This is a genomic window from Ornithinibacillus californiensis (assembly GCF_001038485.1).
Lineage (GTDB): Bacteria > Bacillota > Bacilli > Bacillales > Amphibacillaceae > Ornithinibacillus > Ornithinibacillus californiensis.
The window spans coordinates 1-22,120 of sequence record NZ_LDUE01000050.1; the positions used below are offsets into that span (position 1 = coordinate 1).

At 36.5% G+C, this 22,120-nt stretch carries 19 protein-coding genes and 1 other annotated feature; of the genes, 3 read left to right on the forward strand and 16 right to left on the reverse strand.

Going from position 1 to position 22,120, the window contains the following annotated elements; all coding sequences use genetic code 11:
- Positions 1 to 894 (forward strand): transposase (locus tag TE34_RS11640; RefSeq protein WP_047983132.1); only part of this gene is annotated, 894 nt, incomplete at its 5' end.
- A gap of 202 nt (positions 895 to 1,096) precedes the next feature.
- On the opposite strand, the gene TE34_RS11645 is transcribed toward TE34_RS11640, so the two are convergent.
- Together TE34_RS11645 and TE34_RS11650 are read right to left on the reverse strand one after the other, a co-directional pair.
- Complete coding sequence (locus TE34_RS11645; RefSeq protein WP_047984994.1) at positions 1,097 to 1,648, reverse strand: sigma-70 family RNA polymerase sigma factor; 552 nt, start codon at positions 1,646 to 1,648, stop codon at positions 1,097 to 1,099.
- Positions 1,649 to 1,986: 338 nt separating this feature from the next.
- Positions 1,987 to 4,629 (reverse strand): valine--tRNA ligase, encoded by a 2,643-nt coding sequence (locus TE34_RS11650; protein ID WP_047984995.1) that lies wholly within the window; start codon positions 4,627 to 4,629, stop codon positions 1,987 to 1,989.
- Positions 4,630 to 4,733: 104 nt separating this feature from the next.
- Positions 4,734 to 4,964: a binding site (T-box leader), on the reverse strand.
- A gap of 142 nt (positions 4,965 to 5,106) precedes the next feature.
- Here TE34_RS11650 and TE34_RS11655 point away from each other — a divergent pair.
- Positions 5,107 to 5,295 (forward strand): hypothetical protein, encoded by a 189-nt coding sequence (locus tag TE34_RS11655; RefSeq protein WP_047984996.1) that lies wholly within the window; start codon positions 5,107 to 5,109, stop codon positions 5,293 to 5,295.
- Here TE34_RS11655 and TE34_RS11660 read toward each other — a convergent pair.
- From TE34_RS11660 to hemA, 8 genes are all read right to left on the reverse strand, one after another.
- A complete protein-coding gene (locus TE34_RS11660; RefSeq protein ID WP_047984997.1) occupies positions 5,292 to 6,311 on the reverse strand; it encodes a phosphotransferase in 1,020 nt (339 codons plus the stop codon). The two genes, TE34_RS11655 and TE34_RS11660, sit on opposite strands and share 4 nt — an antisense overlap.
- A gap of 183 nt (positions 6,312 to 6,494) precedes the next feature.
- Entirely contained in the window at positions 6,495 to 7,490 is a 996-nt protein-coding gene (gene spoVID, locus TE34_RS11665) for a stage VI sporulation protein D (RefSeq protein ID WP_047984998.1), read from the reverse strand.
- A gap of 217 nt (positions 7,491 to 7,707) precedes the next feature.
- Positions 7,708 to 8,997 (reverse strand): glutamate-1-semialdehyde 2,1-aminomutase, encoded by a 1,290-nt coding sequence (gene hemL, locus TE34_RS11670; protein ID WP_047984999.1) that lies wholly within the window; start codon positions 8,995 to 8,997, stop codon positions 7,708 to 7,710.
- Between the two features lie 16 nt (positions 8,998 to 9,013).
- Positions 9,014 to 10,000, reverse strand: coding sequence for a porphobilinogen synthase (gene hemB / locus TE34_RS11675; RefSeq protein WP_047985000.1), 987 nt, complete (start codon positions 9,998 to 10,000; stop codon positions 9,014 to 9,016).
- 5 nt (positions 10,001 to 10,005) lie between these two features.
- Positions 10,006 to 10,764, reverse strand: a complete 759-nt coding sequence (locus TE34_RS11680; RefSeq protein ID WP_047985001.1) for a uroporphyrinogen-III synthase — start codon at positions 10,762 to 10,764, stop codon at positions 10,006 to 10,008.
- Positions 10,764 to 11,693: a hydroxymethylbilane synthase gene (hemC, locus tag TE34_RS11685; protein ID WP_047985002.1), complete on the reverse strand. Its 930-nt coding sequence runs from the start codon at positions 11,691 to 11,693 to the stop codon at positions 10,764 to 10,766. Before hemC ends, TE34_RS11680 begins: the two co-directional genes overlap by 1 nt.
- 15 nt (positions 11,694 to 11,708) lie before the next feature.
- Positions 11,709 to 12,527, reverse strand: a complete 819-nt coding sequence (locus TE34_RS11690) for a cytochrome C assembly family protein (protein WP_047985003.1) — start codon at positions 12,525 to 12,527, stop codon at positions 11,709 to 11,711.
- Positions 12,528 to 12,547: 20 nt separating this feature from the next.
- Positions 12,548 to 13,912, reverse strand: a complete 1,365-nt coding sequence (gene hemA / locus TE34_RS11695; protein WP_047985004.1) for a glutamyl-tRNA reductase — start codon at positions 13,910 to 13,912, stop codon at positions 12,548 to 12,550.
- Positions 13,913 to 14,135: 223 nt separating this feature from the next.
- Here hemA and TE34_RS11700 point away from each other — a divergent pair, with 223 nt between their 5' ends.
- Positions 14,136 to 14,615 carry a LiaI-LiaF-like domain-containing protein gene (locus tag TE34_RS11700; RefSeq protein WP_047985005.1) on the forward strand — a complete coding sequence of 160 codons (480 nt, stop codon included), beginning with the start codon at positions 14,136 to 14,138 and terminating at the stop codon, positions 14,613 to 14,615.
- 40 nt (positions 14,616 to 14,655) lie between these two features.
- On the opposite strand, the gene TE34_RS11705 is transcribed toward TE34_RS11700, so the two are convergent.
- The 6 genes from TE34_RS11705 to clpX all read right to left on the reverse strand — a co-directional run bounded on the left by TE34_RS11705 (position 14,656) and on the right by clpX (position 21,704).
- Positions 14,656 to 15,393, reverse strand: a complete 738-nt coding sequence (locus TE34_RS11705; protein ID WP_047985006.1) for an amino acid ABC transporter ATP-binding protein — start codon at positions 15,391 to 15,393, stop codon at positions 14,656 to 14,658.
- Between the two features lie 13 nt (positions 15,394 to 15,406).
- Entirely contained in the window at positions 15,407 to 16,069 is a 663-nt protein-coding gene (locus tag TE34_RS11710) for an amino acid ABC transporter permease (protein ID WP_047985007.1), read from the reverse strand.
- Between the two features lie 27 nt (positions 16,070 to 16,096).
- Positions 16,097 to 16,924 carry a transporter substrate-binding domain-containing protein gene (locus TE34_RS11715; RefSeq protein WP_047985148.1) on the reverse strand — a complete coding sequence of 276 codons (828 nt, stop codon included), beginning with the start codon at positions 16,922 to 16,924 and terminating at the stop codon, positions 16,097 to 16,099.
- A gap of 341 nt (positions 16,925 to 17,265) precedes the next feature.
- Positions 17,266 to 17,847, reverse strand: a complete 582-nt coding sequence (yihA, locus tag TE34_RS11720; RefSeq protein WP_047985008.1) for a ribosome biogenesis GTP-binding protein YihA/YsxC — start codon at positions 17,845 to 17,847, stop codon at positions 17,266 to 17,268.
- Positions 17,828 to 20,167: an endopeptidase La gene (gene lon, locus TE34_RS11725; RefSeq protein ID WP_047985009.1), complete on the reverse strand. Its 2,340-nt coding sequence runs from the start codon at positions 20,165 to 20,167 to the stop codon at positions 17,828 to 17,830. Before lon ends, yihA begins: the two co-directional genes overlap by 20 nt.
- A gap of 259 nt (positions 20,168 to 20,426) precedes the next feature.
- The gene (clpX, locus tag TE34_RS11730; RefSeq protein ID WP_047985010.1) at positions 20,427 to 21,704 is read right to left on the reverse strand and encodes an ATP-dependent protease ATP-binding subunit ClpX; all 1,278 of its coding nucleotides are present in this window, start codon (positions 21,702 to 21,704) and stop codon (positions 20,427 to 20,429) included.
- Positions 21,705 to 22,120: the final 416 nt, after the last annotated feature.

Here is a 22,120-nt window from a genome sequence, read left to right on the forward strand (position 1 = left end):
ATAAATAATTCTAAAAGATTAAAGGACGCCTTTGGCGTTTCGAAAGGCAATTCGCTAGAATTGGCACGCGCACTGGCATCCTGTATCTATGATATCGAAAATAATCTAATTGTGAAAGCATTAATTACAAAATGTACGGATAGTGAGCGTCACTTAGCTAAAGAATTACTGGAATCCTTCAAGGAGAACCTTACGGATAATGATCTATTTCTGTTTGATAGAGGATATCCATCCATCGATTTCTTCGACTATCTTGTAGACATTAATGTAAAGTTTATTATCAGAACTCCCATCAATAATTATAAAGCTTTCATTGATCCATCTATTCCAGATCAACTAGTTGAAATTAAGAAGCAGGGTAAGATAGTACGATTACGTGCTATTCGAATTAAACTATCTTCTGGACAAGAAGAATTACTCCTAACGAATATTGTAGATAAGAGGTTCAAACTAGAAGATTTCAAAGTACTCTATTTCAAAAGATGGGGAATTGAAAGCAAGTTTGATGAATTAAAAAACAAACTGAAGCTTCAGAAGTTTACAGGTGATACTCCACTATCAGTGGAGCAGGATTATTATGCCACTATGTTTCTATCGAATATGGCGTCATTTATGGCACATGAAGTTGATGAAATTATTTTGAAGGAACAAGAAGGAAAGAATCTAGAGTATCTATACAAATCAAATACCAACATAATAATTGGTAAATTAAAATCAAACCTTATTCATTTGATATTAGAAGATAATCCGAGAAAACGAAATAAAATTTACAAACAGTTGCTCGAAGAAGCAAAAAGGAGTAGAATCCCAATACGACCAGGACGAAGTTACAAACGACGTACTAGAAACTTGAGCGCTAATAGAAATGGATTAGTACAGAAGGCTGCGTTATAACCCGCTCTAAATAGAATAGGATGCCTACCAGGGGATGAAAAAATAGATATTTCCATCTCCCGGGCATCCTATTGCCTTTTTTATGTTGTATCAAAATTCACTTAAACTTTAATAGGATAAATGAGATTTGAAGAACTAATTAGTTTAACTGTGGTAAAAAATGTAAACTTAACTTAATGACATTGGGACGTCCCCCACCCGTTTATTTTTCTTTTAATCTAGTAAGCAATCCCGATGCACGCAGCTTCTTCCTGGCCTCCCGCGACCAGCTCTTTATGGCATCCACACTTACTCCCTCTTTCTCTGCGATTTCCTTCTGCGACAGACCCTGTATAACGTAGTAGTCTACCCACTTCCATTGATTCGGGGAAAGAACCTGCTTTGCCGCCTCCCACAACTCGCTATCCTCTATTTCAATGCCTTCCGCGGGCAGAAGTGGCGCATGACTAACCGACGAACGATTACCATCCAGCTTCTCAATACGCTCCTGATGGGCAAACGCCTCATTAATCTTCTGTTCCCTAGATTTACTCCGAATCATATCAATTAACCGATTCCGAATAGCAAAATTGAAGTAAGTCGCGAGTGGACCTTTGTCTGGTTGATATTTTTTATAAGCAAGCCACATCGCATAGAGTCCTTCTACATAAAACTCATTGTGCGGATCTCTAATATGTAGCTTGTGTAAATGATAGTGAATTCGCTTTTCATTCTGCTTAACAATCTCTTCAAATGTAAAATCTTCTCTTTCCATGTAACAATCCTCCACACGTATAATAGTGCCGGCACCATTAGGATAGTCTACATGCTCGGAGTTGTCACATCGCCTAACTTTGATAAAAATGGCTGGAAAATTGAATTTTCTACTAGGAAAATTGAATTTTGGCAAAAAAAAGTACTTAAAAATTGAATTTTAGAGCGGAAAGTTGAAGTTAGGTAGTTTTTTAAATCAAATATATATTTCATTTATTTTACATATTTTGGTAAAATTCATACGTTCGTATGTGGTAAACGGAGGACATTCCTTATAAGATGTACAATAACCTAAAAAAAAACAGGATCCATAATAATTTTATGAATCCCGTTTTTTCATTATCCTTTTAATTCAGCCAAACGACCTTTTACAGCCGCCTGCTTCTCTACATAATCCTGTTCCTTCTTCTTCTCTTCCGCAACAACCGCTTCTGGTGCCTTAGCAATAAATCCTTGATTAGAAAGTTTCTTCTGAACAAGTGCCACTTCCTTGTTCCATTTATCTAATTCTTTTTCTAATCGGGCAATTTCTTTATCAAAATCAATTAACCCTTCTAATGGTAAGAAGATTTCCGCACCGGTAATAACTGCTGTCATTGCCTTTTCAGGTGCATCTACTTTCGTTGAAATCACTAGCTCACTTGGATTACAGAAGCGCTCTAGATAGCCACGGTTATGTTCAAGCTCTGCAACAATTGCATCATCTTTCGCTTGAATTAATAGGCTGATTTTTTTAGACATTGGTGTGTCTACTTCTGCACGTATATTACGTACCGACTTAATAATAGACACTAGACGTTTCATTTCTTCTGATGCTTTTTCATCATGGAAATCTTCACGTACTTTTGGCCATGCTGCAATCGTAATTGATTCCCCTTGATGAGGAAGCTTCTGCCAAATTTCTTCGGTGATGAATGGCATGAATGGATGTAATAAGCGCATCGTTTGATCTAACACGTAAGCTAAAACAGATTGAGTTGTTTTCTTCGCTTGTTCATCCTCCCCATATAGCGGAATCTTCGCCATTTCAATATACCAATCACATAATTCATCCCAAATGAAGTTATGAAGATGTCTACCTGCTTCACCGAATTCATATTTATCTGTGTTACGTGTTACTTGATCGATAGTTTCATTTAAACGAGTAAGAATCCACTTATCAGCTAACGACAGCTCGCCAGTTAAATCAATGTCCTCATACGAAAATCCTTCTAAGTTCATAAGGGAGAATCGGGAAGCATTCCAAATCTTATTCGCAAAGTTCCACGTAGATTCAACCTTTTCCCAATAGAATCGCATATCCTGACCAGGTGATGTACCAGTTAATAAGAAGTAGCGTAAAGAATCTGCACCATACTTTTCGATAACATCCATTGGGTCGACACCATTGCCAAGAGATTTACTAAATTTACGTCCTTCCGAGTCTCGGATTAGTCCATGTAGTAATACATCTTTAAACGGACGCTTTCCAGTAAATTCTTTTGATTGGAATACCATACGTGCTACCCAGAAAAAGATAATGTCGTAGCCAGTAATTAATACGCTAGTTGGGAAATAACGTTTGAAATCTTCCGCTTCTTCATTTGGCCAACCCATTGTGGAGAACGGCCATAATGCACTAGAGAACCATGTGTCTAATACATCTTCATCTTGTTCCCAGTTTTCTATATCAGCCGGAGCTTCTTTTCCTACGTGAATTTCCCCTGTTTCTTTGTGATACCAAGCAGGAATACGGTGTCCCCACCATAGCTGGCGGCTAATACACCAGTCACGAATATTTTCCATCCAGTTCAGATACGTTCTTTCAAAACGCTCTGGCACGAAGTTAACACGATCTTCCGTATTTTGCATCTCTAATACTTCATCAGCTAGTGGTTGCATCTTTACAAACCATTGTGTAGATAGATATGGTTCGACTACTGCCCCACTACGCTCAGAGTGACCAACCTGATGAACATGTTCCTCAATTTTGAATAGAACCCCCAAATCCTGAAGGTCTTTAACGATTTGCTTACGACATCCAAAACGGTCCATACCTTCATACTTACCAGCATTTTCGTTCATCGTTCCATCTTCATTCATAACTAGAACGCGTTCTAAATCATGACGGTTCCCAATTTCAAAGTCATTTGGGTCGTGTGCTGGGGTAATTTTAACTGCACCTGAACCAAACTCCATATCGACATATTCATCCGCAACAATGTTAATTTCACGACCAACAATCGGAAGAACAACAGTTTTTCCAATCAAGTGTTGGTAGCGCTCATCTTTTGGATGTACGGCAACCGCCGTATCACCAAGCATCGTTTCTGGTCTAGTTGTTGCAATCTCAATTGTTTCATCACTATCTTTAATTGGATATTTCATATGATAGAAATTACCATTCACTTCTTTGTAGATAACTTCTATGTCTGAAAGTGCTGTTTTCGTTACTGGATCCCAGTTGATAATGTACTTGCCGCGATAGATAAGTCCTTTTTCATATAGCTTTACAAAAACCTCTTTAACTGCGTCAGATAAGCCTTCATCTAGGGTGAAACGCTCTCTGGAATAGTCTAAACCTAGGCCAAGCTTTTCCCATTGGGAACGGATAAAGGAAGCATATTCTTCCTTCCAATCCCAAGATTTCTCTAAGAATTTCTCGCGACCAAGCTCATAGCGGTTCGTTCCTTCTTCTTTCAGACGCGCTTCTACCTTCGCTTGTGTTGCGATTCCCGCATGGTCCATACCAGGAAGCCATAATACGTCATAGCCCTGCATACGTTTCATACGAGAGATTGTATCCTGCATCGTTGTGTCCCACGCATGACCAAGGTGTAAACGACCAGTTACATTTGGGGGTGGAATAACAATAGAGAATGGTTCTTTGTCTGGGTCACCAGTTGCTTCAAAATACTTTCCATCTAACCAGAATTTGTAGCGGTCTTGTTCCACTGCTTGAGGATCATATTTTGGTGGTAATGAAGTGTTGTTTTCTTTCATTTTAGTTGCCTCCTATTAAAATAATTAAAGAATGTAGATAATCTTGTGTAAATTAGTTGTTGCACTGAGTGGCCAGGACAACAAAAAACCCTTTTCATCCTAAATAAAAGGACGAAAAGGGTATAGTTTCCGTGGTACCACCTTTGTTTACAGGTCTAACAAAAAACCTGTACACTCATTGCTTGATATCGGTTATGAACCGGCTACTCCTACTAATATTCAGAGTTGCTGCATCAAGGGCGACCTTCCAAAACGTTTACCTAGAAAACTTTCACCGATTGTTTTCCTCTCTTTAAAGCAACTATTCTGTACTCTTCCCTATCATTTGCTTACATATATGATTATTTTCTTATTTTATCCAATCCCCTATGAAAAATCAACTATTAATTAGATAATTGCACGAATGAGCTTGGTTTATACATATAGTATTAAAAATAGATGTAATTGGTGCATTAAAATTTCGGAGGTGACTTTTTTATGGCTAGATATTATCGCTACAAATTACCACCTTGGGCTAGAAGATGTTTATATATTGCAGAACAAGTAACACTACCCTTACTCGTTTTCCAGCTGTTACGAACAATTATTATTCCGACAACATTAGATGTTTTACTAACTCTATTCCTAGCAGGAATATTTATTGCCTTTTATCTAAAGTGGATTTAACTTTCACTACCACTTTCATCAATTTTAACCATTTCGTATTCTTCTTCTACAAATTCAGAAAAACGAACACCAAATAATATCTGTCGATGGTAACGCTGTAATTTCACTACAAAATCAATCATGCTATCCTTAGAATTACCTTCTACGTAGGCATCTATTGTTCTAATATAAACAGAAGGGTCCAATATATGAATGGCGAGTAAGGTAAGCTCGTGGTTATCCAATTTATTTTCATCCATGTAGAACTTAAACTGATCTAACAACAATCTATTATCAGTGTTATGATAGATGGCCCTTCTCTTAATGAACACGGATAAATCTACAATTGGATGTTGGATAGAGGCATTCTCCCAGTTAATTAGAAAAATTTGGTTACCTTGTAGAACATGCGAATCAGTCAGTCTACCATGACATAGGCTCACCTTCCATTCAGAAAGTTCTTGCAGTGTATCTAAATATTGATTCAATCGTTTCTCCATAGTATAGAATACTTGAACTAAATCGCGATACTGAGTACACACTAACAATTCAACAGGAGACATAAAATGCTGGGATTCAAACTCTTCGACATGTACTAAGAGTTTTTTTCTTAGTTCTCCCATTTGTTTCTTATAGACTAGGAAGTTTTCTCGTGAATTTTCCCGCATTTCTTCTGTTATCGTCTGTATCTTTCTAGTTTTAGAATGAACGAGACCTATGTTTTGATATATCTTTCCGATAGAGGAGCTACGGTTACTAGAATCAATCCAAGGGGTTAAATAATAGATATCATCCCCATCTATTTCATATAATTTACCTGACTGATTTAGATAGACAGGTAATATATTTTGGAGATTTTGGGCTTGCGCTTGCCGGTAAATCTCTAGCCAATAAGGAAGTTTTTTATCCTGTAGATTACTTTTCTTTAAGGCATATTGCTGCTTGTTCCCTTTAATACGATATAATCGTTCCGTGACCTTTGTTATATCAACAGGATACACATGGTACGATTCTAGCACTCGTCGAACATTCTCCAATCTTTTCACCACCTATAGTATCTAGTTAGGGAAAATCGTATTTGTTCAACCTTGACGGAGTAACTTTTGCACAGCGTGCTTACAAAGGAATATCACTTCTGTGGAATTTTCTATTATGCAACTATTCCTATACGCCAATAATATACCCCTTGACTATTGACAAGGGGTTAACCGATTATACATTTAATTCTTTACTGGAATATATAATAATTGTCCTTCTGCAATATCATCTTCTTCTAACCCATTTTGGTTACGAATATGAATCGTAGTTGTTTCATATTTTTCCGCCAACGCTTCTAGTGTATCTTTTTCCTGTACGATACAGAGTCTCAGCTTTGCATATTGTTCATCGCCTCCGCGGAACATATCAGCAAGGTAAGTTAAATCCGCCTTCTCTGCTCTACTTTCATAACTTTCATCATAACTCGCGGATTCGTCATCTATTAACGATGATGATTCATCGATAGATTCTTCATCCACTACTGCTGGCTCTTGATTCTTTTGGAAAAACTCATCAAACGATTGAGTTTTCTGTAAGAACTTCCAACGATCACTTTCGGCTTCCTCTAGTGTCACTTCTTCTAAGGTCGGCAACTGCTCTGGAGAATCTTCTATGTAGTTAGGAGATTCATCCTCCTGCTTCACCTCAAACTCAAACGATTCATCTTCACCCCTTGCAGAAAGTATTGTTTCTTCTACTGCTTCTGGTTCAGATACCGCTTCTTCCTCATTTACTTCATCCACCTGACTGTTAATTCCATGGATCTCTATCGTGGAACGCAAATACAAGTGATCTGACTCTGGTAATTCATAATCAAACTCAGAGATCATAACAGTAACTTCATCTAAATTCTCCACTCGATAGGAAGGGACCGTGATCTCAACAGGAAAACGGTGCAAAAATTCTGCAGCACCATACTGTGTTTCTGTAACCCTTTCTATATAGCGTTTTGAATCATACCCGTCCAAGTATGACTCATCCTCATCACCTATAGACTCAGCTTTTTGATAAGAACCTTGTAATTCAATTACACCTCTAATAGAAATATAATCATTAAATTCTTGGATAGAAATCTCTGGTTCTAAGGATATACCCATAATTTCAGCGACTTCCTGGTCTTTCTCAAAATACAATGACTCATTCAAATCAAATCGAAAAACATTCTGTTCATTAACCAAGTAGCTTCCTCCCCTCAAAACATATATTCCATATGCTCATAACTCTTAATTATCTATATGAGCCAAGGTATTAGGATATGCTAATGAAGAGAAATCTCTTGTGATCAAAAGGGAATTTATGAGTAAGCACGTTCGAATTTATCAAATAGATGATTACTATTTATATCGTTCCATAATAGAAAAAAGGCTACAGGGAGAACTCCCTATAGCCTTTTTCTTATACATTAAGCTGTGAAAATGCTTTTCTAGCAGCTTGTATCGTTTTTTCAATATCTTCATCTGTATGTGCTGTTGAAAGGAATAAACCTTCAAATTGAGATGGTGGTAAAAATACACCTTCTTCTATCATGACACGATAATATTTATTGAAATGTTCTAAGTTTGATTGTGAAGCAGTAGCAAAGCTAGTAACAGGCTCTTCTGCAAAGAAAACACCAACCATTGATCCGGCACGATTAATCTGAAGAGGGATACTAAATTCCTCTGCCGCATTTTGATATCCAGAAACTAATAAATCCACTTTACGGTTCATTTCCTGATAGGACTCTTCTGTAAGTGCACTTAACGTTTCTAATCCTGCAGTCATCGCTAATGGGTTACCCGATAACGTTCCAGCTTGATAAATTGGACCAGCTGGTGCTACTTGCTGCATAATTTCACGTTTACCACCATACGCGCCAACCGGTAATCCACCACCGATTACTTTTCCTAAGCAAGTTAAATCTGGTGTAACATTAAAATGACCCTGTGCACAATGATAGTCTACGCGGAATCCTGTCATTACTTCATCAAAGATTAATAAAGAACCATTCTCTTCGGTAATTTCTCTTAAAAATACTAAGAAGTCATTAGTAGGGGGAACAACTCCCATATTCCCACAAACAGGCTCTGCAATAACGGCAGCAATGTTATCACCATATTTTTCGAATGCAGTGCGCACACCCTCTTGATCATTGTAAGCAACTGTAATCGTGTTTTGTGCAATTGACTTAGGAACACCTGGGCTATCAGGTAGACCTAATGTAGCGACCCCGGATCCCGCTTTAATTAATAGTGAATCCCCATGACCATGATAGCTTCCTTCAAATTTTAGAATCAGATCTCTACCGGTATATCCACGTGCTAATCTTAAAGCACTCATCGTAGCTTCTGTACCAGAGTTAACCATTCGTACTACTTCAATGGAAGGTACTCTATCAATAACTAATTTTGCTAGTTCATTCTCCAATACCGTTGGGGCGCCAAAGCTAGTTCCCTTTTCGATGATCTCATGAAGCTTACTAACCACTCTCTCATCAGCATGTCCTAAAATTAATGGCCCCCAGCTCAATACATAGTCAATATATTCATTACCATCGATATCTTTAATTTTCGACCCTTTTCCACTGTCCATGAAAATTGGATCCATACCTACTGATTTAAATGCTCTAACTGGTGAATTCACTCCACCTGGCATTAAATCAACTGCTTCTTTGTACGCATCGATAGACTGATTAAATTCTTTCACTATATCCACCTCGCTTTTATTCGTTTTCTTTCAACCACTTCGCAACATCTTTTGCGAAATATGAAATAATTAAATCTGCACCTGCGCGTTTCATCGAAGTTAATTTCTCCAAAACTAGTGCTTTTTCATCAATCCAACCGTTTAAAGCGGCTGCTTTGACCATGGAATATTCTCCACTTACATTATAGGCAACCACTGGTAAGTTAAAATTGTTACGGACATCACGAACAATATCTAAATATGATAGTGCAGGTTTTACAATAAGGAAATCGGCTCCTTCTTCCACATCAGATTCTGCCTCTCGCAATGCTTCTAATCGATTAGCGGGATCCATTTGATACGTTTTACGGTCACCAAATTGTGGGGTGCTATCAGCAGCATCTCGGAATGGACCATAAAATGCTGATGCATATTTAACAGCATAGGACATAATTGGAATGTTCGTATATCCTGCTTCATCTAATGCTTGTCTAATCACTTTCACAAAACCATCCATCATATTAGAAGGAGCGATTATGTCAGCACCAGCTTCTGCTTGAGAGACGGCAGTACGTGCAAGTAACTTTAATGATTCATCATTATCTACATCATGATTATGAATGACACCACAATGGCCATGAGAGGTATATTCACACAGGCATGTATCTGCAACGATTAGAACTTCAGGGTATTTATCCTTTATTAATCTCGTTGCTTCTTGAACAATCCCTGTTTCGATGAATGCGCCTGTTCCTACTTCATCTTTGTCATTTGGTACGCCAAATAGAATAATGGATTTAATATCAAGTTCAACTACTTCTTTTACCTCAGCTAGTAAAAGATCCATCGAAACTTGGTAAACACCTGGCATAGAAGGAACTTCGTTTTTCACATTCTCTCCTTCCACTACAAACATTGGATAGATAAAGTCTTCTATTCGAAGATGATTCTCTCTAACCATCGTTCTCATCGCATTAGATGACCTTAAACGACGATGACGTTTGAAATCAGCATTTATACTCATATCCTTCAATCCTCTCTTTTTTCATTACACATTAACTCAATCATAGCCTCGATGGTAAAAAGATTAGGTGACGAAATATTCGTAAGTCCGAATTCCCTAGCCTTCTTTTCCGTGGTATTTCCAATACAAACAACTTTTGTATCATTTGATAATGTCCGTTTCGAATACTTCATGAATGCTTCCACTGTCGATGGGCTTGTAAAGGTAACATAATCAAATGTAATATCCTTTAGCACACGATTTAATTTCGCTTTGGCTTCTTCATTGTAGAGTGTTTCATAGACGACTATAGTACGATAGTCTACACCCGCTTTCAACAAACCATCCGCTATTACCTTTCTTGAGCGATTCCCTTGAACTAGTAAAACTTTCCCGATGTCATGGAATTCTCCAAGAAACTCATTAACTAAATTCTCACCATCATATATAGATGGAATGAAGTCTGCTACAAAACCATAAGACTTTAGTACTTCTTCTGTTTTATGGCCAACTACAGCTATTTTGACAACTGGCAATTTTATCTCATATTTTTCTATTAAGTTAAAAAAGCATTCTACACCATTAACACTTGTAAAAAATATCCAATTAAACTGTCCTAGATTTTCAATAACCTCTCTATCATCTAATGAACGTTTACAAGCTATTTTTAATAAAGGAGTTTCTAATACATTTGCCCCTTTGGCAATAAGTTGTTTCGAGAATTTATCGGCAAGGCTTGCTTCCCTAGTAACCAAGATATTCTTCCCCTGTAATGGAAGTTGCATTACTTGTCTAGCTCCTCTTTTACTTGTTCAATAATCTCTTTTGCACCTTGTTGTAATAACTTTTCAGCAGCTTCTTTTCCAACTTGTTCCGGGTCGGTACCACGAACAACCTCTTGTAATATCGTTTTGCCATCAGGAGTACCTACTAACACATTTAGCACTACTTCCTCGTCTTCTAAATGAGCGTATCCGCCAATTGGTATTTGGCATCCACCTTCTAATAGGTTTAAGTAAGTTCTCTCAGCTGTTACAGTTTTCACTGTATATTTATCATTAATTTTTTCCAATAAATCGGTTAGCTCATGGTCATCTTCACGACTTTCAATCGCTAATGCACCTTGGCCAACAGCAGGTACACAGATCTCTGGTTCTAAATACTCGCTGATTAGTTCTTCACTTAATCCAACCCGTTTCAAGCCAGAAACTGCCAGGATGATAGCATCATAATCTTCTTCCTGTAATTTACGAATTCTCGTTTCAATATTTCCACGAATCCATTTAATTTCAACATCAGGTCTCACAGCTAAAATCTGAGCTGCACGTCGAAGGCTACTCGTTCCGACTACTGCACCTTCCCGTAAGTCTTGCAGCAATACATTATTCTTAGAAATCAGAGCATCACGATGATCTTCTCTTACAGGTATAGCAGAGATAATTAATCCTTCAGGTAGGGATGCTGGCATATCTTTCATACTATGAACTGCAAAATCTATTTCTTTATCGTAAAGAGCTTTCTCTATTTCTTTTACAAACAGTCCTTTTCCACCGACTTTGGAAAGTGTGACATCCAGGATTTTATCTCCTTTTGTTACAATCTTTTTAATTTCAAACTCATTTTCAACGCCTGCTTTTTTTAATTCATTAATCACCCAATTTGTTTGTGTTAAGGCTAAATTACTTTGTCTAGAACCTACGATAATTTTTCGCATATGTATTCCTCCTAATTAAATGTGAAAGTTAGACAGTCTGGTAAATAAAAAGAAGTTAATAATTAATATAGAGAACGCACTTGTATTATAAACTGCAAGTGATTTACCGGACATACGACGAACGGTCCTTAAAAATAAATAAATAATATATATTCCTAAAACTAGTATCGACCCTAATGTTTTTAAATCAAACCAATAAAATTCTACTTCCTCCGTATATGCCCACGCAAAACCTAAAATAATACCAATTAACAATAATGGGACACCTACAGTTATGGCTCTAAAAGTGAAATGTTCAAGCCGTTCAAGATCCCCTAGTCGCCATATCCATTTTATCGCTTTCTTTTCTTTTAAGAAATGATATTGCACTAGATACATAATGGAAAATATAAAAGAGATGGTAAAAAAACCATAAGATATAATAGCCAAAGAAATATGAGCAATTAATATCTCATCCACTAATTGAATCCATCGCTCTTCTACTTGAGATTTTGCAGCAAGTGAAATATGCATAAGCATCACAAAGAATCCAAATAAGTTAATGAAAAATACCATGAAATAAGTTTTAAATAAGCGGTTCATTAGTATCGAGAACGTCACCAATACCCATGCGTAGAAAAATAGACTATCTGTTAGAGTAGCGATAGGAAACCGTTTCTCAACAACTACAGTAAAAATTAAAAAAAAGGTTTGAAAGAGCCAAACCATACAAAGTAACCAGAAGGCATATACTTTTGCCTTCCGGTTCTGCTGTACAAAATCAATAAAATAACCAATTAGACTCAAAGCGTAAATAAATAAAATCCCTTCATAAATCCAGCGCACTTCAATCATAAGACGAGTCCTTTACTAGTTTAGTTCGTAACAAATTTACCTACTAACGGAACTTCATTTTTAATAGATTGCAGTAATTCATCATTTTTTTGAGCTTGTTTGGCAAATTCTTGTTTTACTTCTTTCTCAATTCCAAAGATATCAACAAACAACTGCAATGCTTCAGCTGAATTGTCTGATCCCGCAAGTTCTTTTGCTTGGGTAATCGGATCCTTTAGTAACTGATTAATAATACTTTTCGTATGCTTACTAAGTACCTTTTTCTCACGAGCTGTTAAATCCGGCATTTTTCGCTCAATACTTCTCATCGTTTCTGCTTGAATGGTTAGTGCTTTATTTCGCAATGCAGAAATTACTGGTACAACACCTAATGTTTTCATCCATTCTTTAAAGGTGATAATTTCTCTTTCTAATAATATCTCGATTTCTTCAGCAGCCTTTTTACGGCTTTCAAGGTTTTCATCAACTATATGCTGAAGATCATCGATATCATATAGAAATACATTATCCATTTTTCCGATATTTGGATCTAAATCTCTAGGAACCGCGATATCAACTAAGAATAATGGCTTACCTCTTCGTCTCTTTTGAATCGGTTCTAACGTTTCTTTTGTAATAACGAATGAGTCAGAACCCGTTGAACTAATTAAAATGTCGGTATTTTCCAATACCGTATTCAATTGGTCTAATTGTTTCGCCTCTGCGTTAAATTGTTTTGCTAAATCAATAGCCTTCTCTAACGTACGGTTCACTACAGTAATGTTAGTTGCGCCAGAGCCTTGTATATTTTTAGCCGCAAGTTCACCCATTTTTCCAGCACCTAGAATGACGACATTTTTATCATCCAGAGTTCCAAATATTTTTTTAGATAATTCTACTGCAGCGTAACTTACGGATACAGCATTTTCGCCAATAGCCGTTTCCTTTTGAGCACGCTTTGCAAATGTTATTGCTTGCTTAAACAGTTCATTAAATATCGTCCCAGTAGCCTTAATCTCCTGTGAAGATAGAAATGCTTGTTTAACTTGTCCTAAGATTTGCGTCTCCCCTAACACCATGGAATCAAGTCCTGAGGATACCCTAAATAAATGTTCTAATGCCCCGTCATCCTCCGTAATTCTTAAGAAGGAGGATATCTCTTCTTTATCAACATTAAACCAATCCGCTAAAAATTGTTTAATATAAAACCGTCCTGTGTGTACTTGATCTACTACAGCATAGATTTCCGTACGATTACAGGTAGATAAAATAACATTTTCTAATATACTTTTTCTATTCTTTAATTCTTGCATAGCATCCTGAAGAGAGTTCTCTGAGAAAGTCAGTTTTTCTCTAATTTCTACAGGGGCTGACTTATAATTTAAACCAACTTTTAAAATATGCACCGTATCTCTCCTCCGAATATAGCGGTTCAAATTTATTGCTATAAAAATTCATACTGTAGTTATTATAACATAGTACAAATGTTTCAATTTCTACTTTTGTGAACAGATTATGAAACTATATGATATTATAAAGATAAACTCAGATGTACTCTATCATACCGTATTATAAGAAGCAAGAAATCAACATATTACATCTATCGTTTAACAATTGAAAGGTGATTGAATGAAAAATAAAAATACTTTAACAGCATATCTTTTAATTGGAATTGGTTTGTATTTCTTATTAAGACAGTTAAGACTGCCAATTTTCACAGATTTTTATTCTTGGCCAACTATATTGATTATTATTGGCTTAGCACTCTTAATCTATAGCTTTCAAATAAAGGATTATAATCAATTATTTAGTGGCACACTACTTTTGGGGCTAGGGATTCATTTTCATGGAATAAGACATTATAGTTTTTGGATTGATCATTGGGCAATGTATCCACTAATAATCGGTATTGCTTTTTTAGTAAAATATATGAAGACAAAGCAAGGTCTAGTTCCAGGACTCGTTCTTATCATTATTGCTTGTATATTTATATTCTCTATCAACATCCCATCATGGTTTAACTGGGTAAATGATATCGTGAATTTTATTAATGTTTATTGGCCAATTGTCCTCGTTGCCATTGGTATCTATCTTCTCAAGAAAAAGTAAAAAGCTTTCTTAGGGGCCTGTTCCCCCAAGAAAGCTTTTCTTATAATATAGAGCTTAAGAATTCTTTGGTGCGTTGTTCTTTCGGCCGTTCAAATAATTCATCTGGATTGCCATACTCTACAATCCTTCCGTCATGCATATAGACTACCCAGTCTCCTACTTCACGGGCAAAACCCATTTCATGTGTGACCACAACCATTGTCATTCCTTCATCCGCTAATTCTTTCATAGTAGCTAATACTTCACCGACTAACTCTGGGTCAAGAGCTGAGGTTGGTTCATCAAACAACATAACTTCTGGTTTCATCGCAAGAGATCTAGCAATCGCAACACGTTGTTTCTGCCCACCAGATAGCGTAGATGGATATACATCATATTTATCCCCAAGACCCACCTTATCTAATAAAGCTTTTCCTTCTTCAATGGCTTGGTTTTTGGGCATCTTTTTAACCATTAAAGGGGCCTCGATGACATTTTCTAGCACTGTCTTATGTGGGAATAGATTAAAGTGCTGAAATACCATACCAACACGCTGGCGGATTTCATTTAAATTGTGTGTGTCTTTATCTACTTGTTCGCCTTCAAGAAATATCTTACCGTCATCCTTCATTTCTAGAAAATTGATACATCGTAACAATGTGCTTTTACCAGAACCACTTGCACCAATTAATACGACTACATTACTTTCGTCTACAGTAAGATCGACATCCTTTAGTACATGTAGTTTTCCAAACGATTTATTTAACTGTTCTACCCGAACCATTTCTTTTTTAGACATCGATATTTCCTCCTTAATCACTTCTAGCTAGTTTTTTCTCAATTCTATTCACAATAGCCGTAAGTATTAATACGATAAATAGATAGTATACTGCGGCAACTGAATAGAAAGTTAGAAAATCAAACGAGTTTGAACCAAGGGAACTTGATACACCAAATAATTCTTGCGCCCCAATAAAGGAAACTAAAGAAGAGTCTTTTATACCAATAATGAATTGGTTACCAAGGGAAGGAATAGCTCGTCGAAATGCTTGTGGTAGAATAATTCTCCTCATCGTTTGTAACTTTGTCATCCCAAGAGAACGTCCAGCCTCCATTTGACCTTTATCAATTGATTGGATGGACCCTCTAATAATCTCAGCGATATATGCACCGCTATGAATAGCAAGACCAATCGCCCCTGCCCAAAATTTATCGATTAGGATAATTTCCGTTATTCCATAATATAGCACGAATATCTGTACGATAAGTGGCGTACCACGTATTACCCAAATATAAGCGTCAGCAATCCAACCTAACACCTTAATATTAGAGATTTTAAGTATCGCAAAGAATAATCCTATGACAAAAGCAATTAATAGTGAGGCAGCAGACAAGTATAGTGTTATTTTTAACCCTTGAAGAAAATAAGGATAGCTTTCTATAAATACATCAAAAAAATGAGACAAGTGTTCCAACTCCTTAACGTTGACTTCTTAGCTGAATTACTCTAACTCTTCAGGCTCTTGAGTAATATCAACACCAATCCATTCTTCAGCCATTTTAGCTAACTCTCCACTATCCTTTAATTCTTGAAGTGCTTCATTTATTGCTTCTAATAATGCTTCATTTTCTTTGTTTACAGCAATCGCTTGCTCACTCACACCTAGTTGACCACGATTTTCAATTTCTAGTCCATTCTGAATAGCAGTTTGACCTGTAATATCATCCGTAATTACAGCATCATGGTGACCGGAAGCTAATGATTGTAGAGCAACTACATCACTATCTACCTGTGGGATGTCATCCGTATATTGCTCGGCCATTTCCACATAAGTTGAACCTCTAGATACTGAAATCTCTTTACCGTTTAAGTCTTCAGCAGATTGAATATCACTATCAGGTCTTGTGTAGATAACTGGTCCAGAATAATAATAAGGCTCTGAGAAATTAACCTTTTCCAACCTTTCATCTGTAATCGTATGACTTGCAACTGCTATATCATAGCGACCTTCATTCACTCCAGTAACTATTCCAGAGAACTTTGCTTGTTGTTGAACCGCTTCTAATCCAAGTTTTTCTGCAATTGCCTCAGCTACTGCGATATCATACCCAACCATCTCGGTACCTTCAATATAACTAAATGGCTTAAATTCACCAGATGCAGCGAAAATAAGCTTCCCATCTTCGATTAATCCATACTCTGATCCAGAGCTTTGCTCATCAGAACCATTTGCATCTTTAGTAGTATCATCTGTAGAACCTTCCGTTCCACAAGCAGCTAGTACAACTAATAATAACGCGACAAAAAGTATAATTTTCAGTTTTCTCATAAAATACATATTTCCTCTCTTCTCGTTTTTTGAAAATGATAAACAATCACTTTCTACATATAAAAGTATAACAATCCACCATTTGAACAACTAATTGCAAATAGTCTGATTAATTAAGATGGATTGGTAATAATCGTTGTTAAAGCCAAATAACTTAACGAACCTTATAAATACTTCTCGATACTCTTTTAAACTCCATAATCATCAAAAATATAGAAAATAGTTGTTTTTTCGTGAGGATTTCATATAAAAAGTTAATATTTGATAACGGTTGGTTGATGTACCTTGATTAAGAAATATAAAAAGAGACCAAATCCACAGATTTGATCTCTTACCAGAAACTAAATATACTTTTTCAAAATTCCCCATGCTTCATCTTTACCTTCACCTGTTTCAGAAGAGAATGGTAATACCAAGTCTCCCTTCTCCACTTGGAGGGTATTGATAGTTCTCTTTAAATGTTGAGCTCGTTTTCCTTTTGGTATTTTATCCATCTTTGTTGCAACAACAACTACGGGTAGACCAAAATGCTTCAGGAAATCATACATTTGCACATCATCTTTTGTTGGTTCGTGACGGATATCTGTTATGAGTAATACTACCTTTAATGTTTCACGTGATTGGAAGTATTCCTCCATCATCTTTCCCCATTTTTCTCGCTCGGTTTTTGAAACTTTCGCATACCCATAACCAGGTACATCGACAAAGTAAAATGCTTCATTGATTCGGTAAAAATTCAATGTTTGCGTTTTACCTGGCTTGGAAGATGTCCTAGCTAAGCTTTTACGGTTAATTAACTTATTAATAAAGGATGATTTTCCAACATTCGAACGTCCTGCTAGTGCAATTTCAGGCAATTGATCATTCGGATATTGTTTCTTACTTACTGCACTAATTACTATTTCAGCGTTTGTTACTTTCATTGTTTTCCTCCACTAGGGCATGCTTTAACACTTGATCTAAATGATTTACAGGAATAAAGGTCATTTCCTTACGTACACTTTCCGGTATATCATCTAGGTCCTTTTTATTGTCCTCTGGGAAAATTATTGTTGTAATCCCAGCACGATGAGCACTTAATGATTTCTCCTTGAGTCCACCAATCGGAAGGACACGCCCTCTTAACGTAATTTCTCCTGTCATAGCAACTTCTTTTTTAACAGCTCGGTTAGACAGGGCTGATACAAGTGCAGTTGCCATCGTAATACCTGCAGAAGGTCCATCTTTCGGAGTGGCTCCTTCTGGAACGTGAATATGAATATCATACTTTTCATGAAAGTCATGCTCAATTCCCAGCTCTTGTGCTCTGGAACGAATATAACTAAATGCAGCTTGTGCAGATTCCCGCATCACTTCGCCTAACTTACCAGTAAGGGTCAATTTACCTTTTCCAGGGTAATGGGACACTTCTATAGATAAGGTATCCCCACCTGCAGTAGTGTAGGCTAATCCTGTAGCAGCACCAATTTGATTCTCCGTTTCCATTTGTCCATAACGGAAAATAGGCTTACCAAGTAATTCTTCAATACTCTTTTCTGTTACAACAACACGCTTCTTCTCATCAGAAACAATAATTTTTGCAGCTTTTCTGCAAAGCTTGGCTATCTGACGCTCTAATGTACGTACCCCTGCCTCTCTAGTATACATACGGATAAGTTTCAGTAGTGCCTCATCTCTAACTTGTAGGTTACCTTTTTTTAACCCATTTTCTTTTAACTGCTTAGGAATTAAATGTTCCTTTGCAATATGCAGCTTTTCAATTTCGGTATATCCAGAGAGTGAGATTAATTCCATACGGTCTAAAAGTGGCCCAGGGATATTATTCACATAATTAGCAGTTGCAATAAAGAGCACATTCGATAAATCATAGGGCTCTTCAATAAAGTGGTCACTAAAGCTATTATTTTGTTCTGGATCTAAAACTTCCAACATTGCAGAAGATGGATCTCCACGGAAGTCATTGGACATTTTATCAATTTCATCTAATAGGAATACCGGATTAACGGTCTTTGCCTTTCGCATCCCTTGTATGATACGTCCAGGCATAGCTCCAATATATGTTCTTCTATGTCCTCGAATTTCTGCTTCATCACGAACTCCTCCTAGGGAGATTCTAACGAAATTACGATTTACGGAACGAGCAATTGATCTAGCTAAGGAAGTCTTCCCAACACCTGGAGGTCCAACTAGACAAAGAATCGGACCTTTAATTGAGTTCGTTAACTTTTGTACTGCCAAATACTCTAAAATACGTTCTTTTACCTTCTCTAGACCATAATGGTCTTTATCAAGAATCTCTTGTGCAAGACTAATCTCTATCGTATCCTGAGATTTATCAGTCCACGGTAATGCGATTAGCCATTCTAAATAATTCCTAATGACAGAGCTCTCGGCAGATGATTGTGGAACTTTTTCATATCGACCTAGTTCCTTAATGGCTACTTCCATAATTCGCTCAGGCATATTCGACTTTTCTATTTTTTCTCGTAAGTCATCTACCTCACCAGTCTTACCATCCTTATCTCCTAGCTCTTTCTGAATTGCTTTTAACTGCTCACGGAGATAGTATTCTTTCTGAGTTTTCTCCATGGACGATTTAACACGTTGTCCAATTTTCTTCTCTAAGTCTAATACTTTCTTCTCGTTAGAAATTAAACTAATTAAATGCTGTAGTCTCTCTTGTGTATTAATCATTTCTAGCAATTCTTGTTTATCTTTTAATTTAAGTGAAAGATGCGAGGTAATGATATCCGCTAGTCTTCCTGGCTCTTCAATATCACTTACAGTTGTTAAGGTCTCTTTAGTTATTTTTCTAGAGACTTTTACATACTGTTCAAATTGACTTAAAATATTGCGCATTAGCGCTTCTTCCTCTAAACGATTTCCTGTTATCTCTTCTAATTCTTGTACTTCAACAGTAAACTCGTCTTCCTCATCAACAAATCTAATGATTTCTCCACGATTTAAGCCTTCCACTAGAACCCGAAACGTACCATTAGGAAGCTTTAGCATTTGTTTTATTTTTGCTAGTGTTCCAATTCGATATATTTCATCAGGGCTGGGCTCATCTATACTTACTTTCTTTTGAGCAGCTAAGAAGATAGTTTGATCACCAACCATTGCTTTCTCCAATGCTGCTACAGACTTATCTCTACCTACGTCAAGATGTAACACCATGGTAGGAAATACTAATAAACCGCGTAATGGGAGGAGGGGAACTTGTTTTGTTTCATTCGTTTTCATGTATGTACCTCCAAATTGTCATTTACAAATATGTATATATTCCCTTAAAGTTTATAGAAGTGTGCTTGCTTTGTAAAATAATTCAGCACTTCTATCTGTTACTCTATTAGCTTACCCCCTGAAGGCTAAGTAATTCTATGTCAATATACACTCAAAATAAAAATAAAGAGCTGACTTGGGACTTTATTTCCACTCCAGATATTTCATCTGTTTGGGAGCCAAGAATCCTAGTCAGCCTCTAATCATTAGAAATTTAGTTTTAAGCACTTTCTTTAGGAAGCTTTGTTATGCTTTCAGCTACAGTTCCATCGTTAAATAAAAGCTTAGGACTGCCATTTTCTTTAACGACTGTATCTTTCGTAATAATACATTTCGAAATATCTTCTCTCGATGGTAATTCAAACATTACTTCGAGCATGATTGACTCGATAATCGAACGTAATCCACGAGCACCTGTATTGCGTTCAATTGCTTTTTTAGCAATCTCTACTAGGGCATCTTCTTCAAAATCCAATTCTACATTATCGATTTGGAATAACTTTTGGTATTGTTTTACTAAAGCATTTTTTGGCTTCGTTAAAATTTCTACTAATGCATCTTCATCTAATGGCTCTAAACTTCCGATAACCGGAATTCTTCCGATAAATTCTGGAATTAAGCCATATCGATGTAAGTCTTCTGGGAGTACTTTAGCTAGCAATTGACCTTTGTCTAATTCTTCTTGTTTCTCATTAGCACCGAATCCAATCACTTTCTTGCCAAGTCTTCTCTTAATTACCTGCTCAATACCATCAAATGCTCCACCAACAATAAATAAAATATTTGTTGTATCGATTTGGATAAACTCTTGATGTGGATGCTTACGACCACCTTGAGGAGGCACACTAGCAACCGTACCTTCTAAAATCTTTAGAAGCGCTTGTTGAACACCTTCACCAGATACATCCCTCGTGATCGATGGATTCTCTGATTTACGAGCCACCTTGTCTATCTCATCAATATAAATAATTCCTTTTTCAGCTTTTTCAATATCATAATCAGCTGCTTGAATTAGCTTTAGAAGAATGTTTTCTACATCTTCACCAACATATCCAGCTTCCGTTAATGATGTTGCATCCGCCATTGCGAAAGGTACATTTAGAATTCGAGCTAAAGTTTGGGCAAGTAATGTCTTACCACTACCAGTAGGACCTATCATCGCAATATTACTTTTTGCTAACTCAACATCGTCGTTAGATTTCGGCGAGTTAATACGTTTATAGTGGTTATATACAGCTACAGAAAGATTCTTCTTCGCTTTCTCTTGTCCAATTACATAATCGTTTAAGATTTCACAGATCTCTTTAGGTTTTGGAACCTCTTTAAATTCCATTTCCTCTTCTGTTCCAAGTTCCTCTTCTACGATCTCTGTACATAATTCAATACACTCATCACATATATAAACACCAGGACCAGCAACTAGCTTACGCACTTGTTCTTGGCTTTTGCCACAGAATGAACATTTCAGCTGCCCTTTTTCATCATTAAATTTGAACATTAATTTTTCACCCCTAAAGTTTCTGGTCGATAATTAGAAAAACTTGCACTCGGGCTACACTAGCGAATGTGTTAGTTTTTCTTATGCAGGTAAGAAAGTTTTTGATACTTTCTATCTGCCACAAAACGTTAAGTTATAATAGATATCATATCAGAAGGTGTTTTGAAAACAAAATAATATACTCAGTGTCTTCATGTCACGCTTTATGTTTCAAGAATTACTTTGCATTCATAATCAAGATGCTTGATAATCTATTTCTAATGTACCTAAGCTTAGTATATGTCACTATACCTAATAAAATTGACAACGTTTCTTTCTCTTTTTAGCTTTGATTCTTATCATACTAAATTACAACTAAAAATACTAAAGATAACCCTTCTATTGGTTAAAAAAACAAGGTACGAAATTCGCACCTT